This window comes from Streptomyces sp. NPDC055103, from assembly GCF_053607625.1.
In genome coordinates this window covers 1-1,854 of the sequence record NZ_JBSGTX010000165.1, presented here as the reverse complement: position 1 = coordinate 1,854, position 1,854 = coordinate 1, and the positions used below count along the sequence as shown (strand labels likewise).

Annotated in this window: 3 protein-coding genes; 1 reads left to right on the top strand and 2 read right to left on the bottom strand. The window is 65.4% G+C overall.

The window, feature by feature from the left end:
- On the top strand, positions 1-562 hold a 562-nt coding region (locus ACWFR1_RS40250), incomplete at its 5' end, for a hypothetical protein (protein WP_453561054.1).
- 23 nt (positions 563-585) lie between these two features.
- On the opposite strand, the gene ACWFR1_RS40245 is transcribed toward ACWFR1_RS40250, so the two are convergent.
- Positions 586-1,098: a hypothetical protein gene (locus ACWFR1_RS40245; RefSeq protein WP_453561051.1), complete on the bottom strand. Its 513-nt coding sequence runs from the start codon at positions 1,096-1,098 to the stop codon at positions 586-588.
- A gap of 57 nt (positions 1,099-1,155) precedes the next feature.
- Positions 1,156-1,608 carry a hypothetical protein gene (locus tag ACWFR1_RS40240; RefSeq protein ID WP_453561049.1) on the bottom strand — a complete coding sequence of 151 codons (453 nt, stop codon included), beginning with the start codon at positions 1,606-1,608 and terminating at the stop codon, positions 1,156-1,158.
- Positions 1,609-1,854 lie beyond the last annotated feature (246 nt).

Here is a 1,854-nt window from a genome sequence, read left to right as displayed (position 1 = left end):
AGGACCTCGACAATCCTCATTCTTGCTGGTCAGAGGCACTTTCTGCTTACCTGACCACCCGTCGGACAGCCCGCTTCATGAAAGCGCGAGGCTAAAGGCACTGACCGGCATCCTCACGTTGACCTGGCCTGCTGCCCGTTCGCTGGCCGGAGATCGCGAACTCGGTCTGATCCTTGACGAAGACGCCGAGCGACGACTCCTCTATCTCCACGAACTCCGCAAACGACCAGGCAAGAAGCACTTCTCACGCGCTCTCACCGACCCGGCACCAGACCCCCTGGCATTCGCCGCGTGCTCCGCCATCGCGGACACGATCCTCAGCGCCGACAGCAGCGACGCGGCACTGGAGATGCTCGCCCCGGTCCTCCGAGCACTGGGACAGCTGACCGAGTTCGCGAGAGCGCTCGCCTCGACGCTGCGACATGCCCGTTCGATGTCGCTACCTCTTCGGATCATCCTTGTCCACGAACAAGCAGCCACCCCAAAGCTCGTGGCGAACTATCGCCCACCCTTGAATGGTCCAGGTCTGCCCCGGATCAGTGGTGGGAAGAGAAAGGCATAGCGTCGGCTCACTCGGGCTGACCATCAGGCAACTCCGTGCGCGGGATCAGGCGTCGCTGCGGCCGGTATGGCTGCGTACTCCAGCCACTTGTCCATCAGGTCGCGGACTTCGTCCAGGGCGGGATTGCGGCGTCCGCCAGGCGCGTATGCCGGCGACCTGTCCGCGTGCAGCGGCACGTGGGCGCAGTACCAGGCCCGTTTGGCGCCCGCCTGTTCGGCGTCCGTGCCCGTCAGTAGGTAGTTGAGCAGTGTCGCCATGACCCGGCGGCGTCCGAATATGTAGACCGTTGGCTCGACGAACCAGCGGCAGAAGCTCGGGTCGGGGTCGTAGACGGCCGCGGCCATCAGCGGAGCGAAGAATTCTTCGGGCAGACTCGCGCGTTCGAGTAGTGGCTTGCGCGCTGCATGCGCCAGGTGCCGCGCGCGTCGGTCTTCCGGCACGCTAGCCGCGGTGCCGAGGTCCAGCAGCCGAGCCACCTCGGCTGCGGACGACAGGAATGTGGGTGCTTCTGCCTCGTTGCGCTCTCCATCGGCCATGGGCAGCATTCTGGGCCGATCCCGGACGGAGAGGTGGAGATGCTGGTTGCTGCGTGGTCAGTGGAACCACACGACGAGCCGCACGTTCTCCGCCCCGTGGACTTCGCTGAGCGTGCCCATGACACTCCATACTCGGCCCCAGTCGCTCCCGTCACCTGCGGCAGCGGCCCGGCTTCGGGTGCCGGAGCTGTCTGTTTCTTGCCAATCGACGGCGGTGACCTCAGCCCAGGTGACCCATGTCGTTCCGAATGCGTCACCGGGTCCCCCATAGGCTGCGTACTCGCTCCTCAGCCCCACCGACGCATCGTCCGGGAAGCCACGGCCTTCCGCCACGGGCCGGAAGCCGAAGGAGTTGCGGACTCCGAAGAGACAGGCGAGGCCGTCGTAGGCGTTGCCCCGGTTGAGCAGGAAGAGATCTATGGCGGCTTCCCACACGGAGTCCTCGTCGTCGGGACCCCAGAGGCGGCCCCCTGGCCGGCACTCGATCATTCCGCTGATGTCGGTAGACATGCCCGGATCTTGCCCGACCGGCCCAGGGCTCGGCACCCACATTTAGGTTCTGTCGGCTCCGCCAGCGGCACCCAACCGCACCCGGTGACGCTGAAGGTCGACCTCGGCGACCTTCACCGTGATCAGCTCACCTTCATCGACAAGCCGATCCGGTGTCGGCGTACTCATAAGAGTGCTCAGTAAGGTACGAATGAACGTGCTCACCTCCCGCTTCGGCGGGAGCCTTCACTCACCGTGCGGTTGCCC

Coding starts and splice junctions, on each gene's coding strand:
- ACWFR1_RS40240 (WP_453561049.1), bottom strand. CDS start 1,608: ATGTCTACCGACATCAGCGGAATGATCGAGTGCCGGCCAGGGGGCCGC.
- ACWFR1_RS40245 (WP_453561051.1), bottom strand. CDS start 1,098: ATGGCCGATGGAGAGCGCAACGAGGCAGAAGCACCCACATTCCTGTCG.